The organism is Streptomyces sp. URMC 127 (assembly GCF_051386535.1).
Taxonomy (GTDB): domain Bacteria; phylum Actinomycetota; class Actinomycetes; order Streptomycetales; family Streptomycetaceae; genus Streptomyces.
On sequence record NZ_JBPQTW010000300.1, the window covers coordinates 1 to 6,691 of the forward strand.

General features: G+C 72.5%; 6 protein-coding genes. All 6 read left to right on the top strand.

Features of this window, described 5'->3' with window-relative positions:
* Positions 1-863, top strand: an 863-nt coding sequence (locus ACSNOH_RS32455; protein ID WP_436725036.1) for a DUF3152 domain-containing protein, incomplete at its 5' end; no start/stop codon positions are given.
* A gap of 117 nt (positions 864-980) precedes the next feature.
* Positions 981-1,073, top strand: coding sequence for an Ms4533A family Cys-rich leader peptide (locus ACSNOH_RS32460; RefSeq protein WP_324197103.1), 93 nt, complete (start codon positions 981-983; stop codon positions 1,071-1,073).
* Positions 1,074-1,233: 160 nt separating this feature from the next.
* Positions 1,234-2,952, top strand: a complete 1,719-nt coding sequence (locus tag ACSNOH_RS32465; RefSeq protein ID WP_436725037.1) for an ABC transporter substrate-binding protein — start codon at positions 1,234-1,236, stop codon at positions 2,950-2,952.
* Positions 2,949-3,950, top strand: coding sequence for an ABC transporter permease (locus tag ACSNOH_RS32470; RefSeq protein WP_436725038.1), 1,002 nt, complete (start codon positions 2,949-2,951; stop codon positions 3,948-3,950). Before ACSNOH_RS32465 ends, ACSNOH_RS32470 begins: the two co-directional genes overlap by 4 nt.
* Positions 3,947-4,936, top strand: coding sequence for an ABC transporter permease (locus ACSNOH_RS32475; RefSeq protein WP_436725039.1), 990 nt, complete (start codon positions 3,947-3,949; stop codon positions 4,934-4,936). The genes ACSNOH_RS32470 and ACSNOH_RS32475 overlap by 4 nt, the downstream gene beginning before the upstream one ends.
* On the top strand, positions 4,933-6,609 hold the full coding sequence (locus ACSNOH_RS32480; RefSeq protein WP_436725040.1) for a dipeptide ABC transporter ATP-binding protein: 1,677 nt from the start codon (positions 4,933-4,935) through the stop codon (positions 6,607-6,609). The genes ACSNOH_RS32475 and ACSNOH_RS32480 overlap by 4 nt, the downstream gene beginning before the upstream one ends.
* Positions 6,610-6,691: the final 82 nt, after the last annotated feature.

Here is a 6,691-nt window from a genome sequence, read left to right on the forward strand (position 1 = left end):
GCCCCGGCGCCTCCCGCCCCCGCACCGGCGGTTCCCGCGGCGTGTCCCGCGCCGCCGGATCCCCGAAGCCGGCCGGCGGCGTGGCGCGGACGGCCACCGGCGTGGCCGCGGCCGTGGTGACGGCCGTGCTCGCCGTCGTCGTCGCCGGCCAGGTCGAGGACGGCACCGACACCCAGGCACAGGCGCGCCCCGCCGACGTCGACAGGGCCAAGCCGGACGCCGCCTCCCGCTCCGACAGCCGCCCCACGCCCAACGGCGGCGCCGAGCGGCTCACGTACGAGCAGAAGATGGACCGGCGGTACCCGCTGGACGAGAAGGCGAAGGGCAGCGGCTCCTTCGTCACCGTCGACGGCCACGACAAGGCCCCGGGCCGCGGCGAGGTGCTGCGCTACCGCGTCGACGTCGAGAAGGGGCTGCCGCTCGACGGCGAGCTCTTCGCCACCGCCGTGCACCGCACGCTGAACGACGAGCGCAGCTGGGGCCACGGCGGCACCCGTACGTTCGAGCGGGTCTCCTCCGGGCACGCCGACTTCGTCATCACCCTGGCCTCCCCCGGGACCACGGCCGTGTGGTGCGCCAAGTCGGGGCTGGACACCACGCAGGACAACGTCTCCTGCGACTCCGCCATGACCGACCGCGTCATGATCAACGCCTACCGGTGGGCGCAGGGTGCGCGCACGTACGGCGACAAGATGTACGCCTACCGGCAGATGCTCATCAACCACGAGGTCGGTCACCGCCTCGGGCACGACCACGAGACGTGCGACAAGGAAGGCGCGCTCGCCCCGGTGATGATGCAGCAGACGAAGTTCCTGACGACGGACGGCGTCACCTGCCGGCCGAACCCCTGGCCGTACCCCTGATCCCCGGGCCGGGCGCCCCGCCCGCCCGGTGATCGAATGTCTTCCTGTCCGGGACGTCTCATCTCTGGATGTGAGACACCTTGGACAGGGACCGAAAATTCGTTCAGTCTTCTGCGCATGTCGTACCGCCACGCCTCCGAGAACGCCGCCTTCGTGCTGGCGCTGATCGGCGTGGCCGCGCACAGCGTCGCCGACATCCACTGTCGCTGAGACCGCTCCTTTCCCCTCGCCGTCACGCGCCGCCCCGCAGCGTCGCGTCCGCCGGGGGCGGTCCGGTGCTCCCTGTGCCCCTCGCCACCGCCTTCCGCGGGTGCTTGCTGCGCTCATTTCCCGCTTCACCGTCGCATTCCCGCGAAAGGCCTCACCTCTCATGCCTCACATGTCCGTCATATCCCGTCGGGTGGCCGCTGCCGCCGTCAGTGTGGTCCTGGCCGGCGGCGCAGCGGCGTGCGGCCCGAAGGAGAACGGCGCCAAGGGCGGCGGTGCCGACGGCGCGCCGCAGAAGGGCGGCACGCTCACGGTGCTCAACCGGGCGCCGCAGAAGCAGTTCGACCCGGCCCGCCTCTACACCTCCGGCGGCGGCAACATCCCCTCGCTCGTCTACCGCACCCTCACCACCCGCCACCGCGCGAACGGCGCCGAGGGCACCAAGGTCGTCCCCGACCTCGCCACGGACACGGGCACGCCCAGCGACGACGCCAAAACCTGGACGTACAAGCTGAAGGACGGCCTCAAGTACGAGGACGGCTCGCCCATCACCGCAGCCGACATCAAGTACGGCGTCGAGCGCTCCTTCGCCGCCGAACTCTCCGGCGGCGCGCCCTACTTGCGCGACTGGCTGATCGGCGGCGACACGTACCAGGGCCCGTACAAGGAGAAGAAGGGCCTCGACTCCATCGAGACGCCCGACGAGAAGACCATCGTCTTCAAGCTGAAGAAGTCCGAGGGCGACTTCCCCTACTTCGCCACCTCCACCCAGTTCGCCCCCGTGCCCAAGGCCAAGGACACCGGCGCGAAGTACGCGGAGCGCCCGGTCTCCTCCGGCCCGTACAAGGTCGTCAAGAACGCCGGCGACGGCGAGCAGATGACGCTGGAGCGCAACCCCAACTGGTCCGAGGAGACGGACAAGGAGCGGCACGCCTACCCCGACCGGATCGAGGTCAAGTCGGGCCTGTCCTCCGCGGTCATCAACCAGCGCCTGTCGACCGGCTCCGGCCCCGACGCCGCCGCCGTGACCACCGACACCAACCTCGGCCCGGCCGAACTCGCCCAGGTCACCGGCGACAAGAACCTCGCCGCCCGGGTCGGCACCGGCCACTTCGGCCAGACCTCCTACCTGGCGTTCAACCCCGCGGTGAAGCCCTTCGACGACCCGAAGGTGCGCCAGGCGATCTCGTACGCGATCAACCGCACCAGCGTCGTCAACGCCGCGGGCGGCTCCTCGCTCGCCGAGCCCACGACGACCTTCCTGCCCCGCCAGAAGCCCCTCGGCTACACGCCCTACGACCACTTCCCGGCGGGTGCCAAGGGCGATGCGGCCAAGGCGAAGGAGCTGCTGAAGGAGGCCGGGCACGAGAACGGCCTGGAGATCACCCTCACCCACTCCACCGCCCAGAACTTCGAGACCAGCCCCGAGATCGCGACCGCGGTCCAGGCCGCCCTCAAGGAGGCCGGGATCACCGTCAAGCTGGAGGGCCTGGAGGACAACGACTACGACGAGAAGATCCACAGCTTCGAGAAGCAGCCGGGTCTGTTCATCGCCCACTGGGGTGCCGACTGGCCCTCCGGCGGCCCCTTCCTCGCCCCGATCTTCGACGGCCGGCAGATCGTGAAGGACGGTGCCAACTTCAACACCGCCCGCCTCGACGACCCCAAGGTCAACGACGAGATCGACGCGATCAACAAGATCACCGACCATGACGCCGCCGCGCAGCGCTGGGGCGCGCTCGACAAGCGGATCGGCGAGCAGGCCCTGACCGTGCCGCTCTTCAACCCGGTCTACAAGCGCCTGTTCGGCAAGGACGTCAAGAATGTCGTCATCAGCAACTGGACCGGTGTCCTCGACGTCTCGCAGGTCGCGGTCAAGTGACCACTGATCTGACTGTGAAGGAACCGGAGGCGGGCGCCGCTCCCGCCTCCGGCCCCCGGCAGGTGTGGCGGCGGCTGAGGGCGCGCAAGTCCGCCCTCGCGGCCGCCGCCGTGCTCGGCCTGCTCGTCCTCCTGGCCCTCGCCGCGCCCCTGCTGGCCGCGCTCGAAGGCCAGGACCCGAACGCGTACCACGACGCCCTCGTCGACTCCGCGCGCGGCGGCGTGCCCTTCGGCGACTTCGGCGGCATCAGCGCCGAGCACTGGCTGGGCGTCGAACCGGGCACCGGACGCGACCTGTTCGTGCGCCTCGTCTACGGCGCGCGGGTCTCGCTGCTCGTCGCCCTCGGCGCCACCCTCGTCCAGGTGCTCATCGGCGTCGGCGTGGGCGTGGCGGCCGCGCTCGGCAACCGCTTCGTCGACAGCGCGCTCAGCCACCTCACCGACGTCATGATCACCATGCCGATGCTGGTCTTCGCCATCGCCCTGATGGCCGTCGTCCCGGCGGACTTCCCCCGGCCCGTGCTGCTCGTCATCGCCATCGGACTGCTCGCCTGGGGCGGCATGGCCCGCCTCGTGCGCGCCCAGACCCTGAGCCTGATGAAGCTCGACTTCGTCTCCGCGGCCCGGCTCACCGGAGGCTCCACCCGGCGCCTCGCCCGGCGCGAGCTGCTGCCCTCGCTCGCCGCCCCGGTGATCACCTACGCGGCCGTCCTGCTGCCGTCCAACATCGTGCTCGAAGCGAGCATGTCCTTCCTCGGAGTCGGCGTGAAGCCCCCGACCCCCTCCTGGGGCCACATGCTCTCGACGGCCACCACGTGGTTCCGCGCGGACCCCGTGTACGTGCTGCTGCCGGCGCTCATGCTGTTCGTCACCACGCTCGCCTTCACCGTCCTCGGCGACGGGGTGCGCGCGGCGCTCGACCCGCGCGAGGCGTCCCGGCTGCGCGTCGGCCGGGGCCGGCGCACGGCGCGCACGAGCGGCGCGGGAGGCGCGGCATGACCGGATACTTCCTGCGGCGCGCCGCGGGCGCGCTCGCCGTCCTCCTCGTCCTCTCCGTCGTCGTCTACGCGACCTTCTACATCGCGCCCGGCGACCCCGCCCGCCTCGCCTGCGGACCCCGCTGCAACCCCGAGCAGATCGCCCAGGTCCGCGCGCAGCTCTCCCTCGGCGACCCCGTGCACGTCCAGTACTGGCACTTCCTGCAGGGCCTCTTCGCGGGGCACGACTACTCCACCGGCACCGCCGTCCTCCACTGCGACGCACCGTGCTTCGGATTGTCGTACCAGAACAACCAGCAGGTCACCGACATGCTGACCGAGCGGCTGCCCGCCACGGCCTCGCTCGCCGTCGGCGCCATGGCCGTCGCCCTGCTCCTGGGCACCGGCTCCGGCCTGCTCTCCGCGCTGCGCCGCGGCGGGATCACCGAACGGGTGCTGACCTGGCTCACCCTCGCCGGGACCGCCACCCCCGTCTTCATCAGCGGCCTCGGCCTGCTGATGCTCTTCTGCGCCTACCTGGCCTGGCTGCCCTTCCCGTCCTACGTGCCGCTCACCGACGACCCCGAGCAGTGGGCCTGGAACATGCTGCTGCCGTGGGCCGCGCTCGGCCTGCTGGAGTCCGCGAAGTACGCCCGGCTGATGCGCAGTTCCATGCTGGAGACGCTGGCCGAGGACCACATCCGCACCTTCCGCGCCTACGGGGTCGCCGAGCGCAAGCTCGTCACCCGGCACGCCCTGCGCGGCGCCGTCGCGCCCGTCGTGGCCCTGTCGGCCGCCGACTTCGGGTCGATGTTCGGCGGCGCGGTCCTCACCGAGATGATGTTCGGCCTGCCCGGGATCGGGGCGCTGCTGGTGCACGCCACCACGACCCTCGACCTGCCCGTGGTCGTCGCCGTGGTCATGGTCACCGGCACCGCCGTCGTCGTCGCCAACATCGTGGCCGACGTGCTCTACGCCGCCGCGGACCGAAGGGTGGCCCTGCGATGACCGCATCCCCTATGAGCGGCGCGCCGGCGGACGGCCGCGCCGCGGCCGGGTCCCTGGTGGCCGTTTCCGGCCTCAGCGTGTCCTTCCCGGCCGGGCCCGGCGGCGCACCCGTCCGGGCCGTGGACGGCCTCTCCTTCGAGCTCGCGCCCGGCGGCGCGCTCGGCATCGTCGGCGAGTCCGGCTCCGGCAAGTCCACGGCCGCCTACGCCCTGCTGGGCCTGCACCGGGACACCGGCGCGGAGGTCACCGGCGCGGTGACCGTCGCCGGGCACGACGTCCAGGCCGCAGGCGACGCCGCCCTGCGGCGGATCCGCGGCGGCGTCGCCGCCATGGTCTTCCAGGACCCGCTCTCCTCCCTCGACCCGTACCAGGCCGTAGGCGACCAGATCGCCGAGGTCTACCGCGTCCACCACCGCGACGCCTCCCGCCGCGAGGCCCGCGCCCGCGCGGCCGAGGTGCTGGACCGTGTGGGCATCCCGGACGCGGCCCGCCGCGCCCGCTCCCGCCCGCACGAGTTCAGCGGCGGCATGCGCCAGCGCGCCCTGATCGCCATGGCCCTGGCCTGCCGGCCGAAGCTGATCGTCGCCGACGAGCCCACCACCGCCCTCGACGTGACCGTCCAGGACCAGATCCTCGGCCTCCTGCGCGAACTGCGCGCGGAGACCGGCACGGGCCTGATCCTCGTCACCCACGACCTCGGCGTCGCGGCGGGCAGCGTCGACGACCTGCTCGTGATGAAGGACGGGCGGGCCGTCGAGCACGGGCCCGTCGGCGAGGTGCTCCACGCGCCCCGCGAGGACTACACCCGCGACCTGTTGGCGGCCGTCCCGCGGGTAAACGTCCGCCGCGAGACCCGTAAGGACGTACCGCACCAGGCCGGAGGTGACGACTCCGTCCTGCTGGAAGCGTCCTCCCTGCGGCGGGAGTTCGGGCGCGGCAAGCGGGCCGTGACCGCCGTCGACGACGTCTCGCTCACCGTACGGGCCGGCGAGACCGTCGGCATCGTCGGCGAGTCCGGCAGCGGCAAGACCACGCTCGGCCGGATGCTGGTGCGCCTGCTGGAACCCACCGGCGGCCGGCTGAGCTACCGCGGGCGCGACATCGGCGGCCTCAAGGAGCGCGAGCTGCGCCCCTTCCGCAGCGAACTGCAGATGGTCTTCCAGGACCCCGTCTCCTCGCTCAACCCCCGCCGCAGCATCGGCGAGTCGATCGCCGACCCGCTGCGCGCCGCGGGCAGGCTGGACGACGCCGCGATCACCCGGCGCGTGCGCGAACTGCTGGAGCGCGTGGGGCTCGACCCGGCCGCCTACCACCGCTACCCGCACGAGTTCAGCGGCGGCCAGCGGCAGCGCGTCGGCATCGCGCGGGCCCTCGCGCCCGAGCCGAAGCTGATCGTCTGCGACGAGCCCGTCTCCGCCCTGGACGTCACCACCCAGGCACAGGTCGTGCGGCTGCTCGGCGAGTTGCAGCGCGACCTCGGGCTCGCGCTCGTCTTCATCGCCCACGACCTCGCCGTCGTACGGCAGGTCAGCGACCGGCTCGTCGTCATGCGCGGCGGCCGGATCGTCGAGGAGGGCCCGGCCGACACCGTCTACGAGCGGCCCCGGCACGCCTACACCAAGGGCCTGCTCGCGGCCGTCCCGCGACTCGAAGCGGCCGAAGCTCCCGCATAGCGCGAGGCAACGTCCCATCTCCGGGAAAGTCACCTCTGTTCACCCCTTCCGGTGGGGGGGGGGGGGGGGGGGGGGGGGGGGG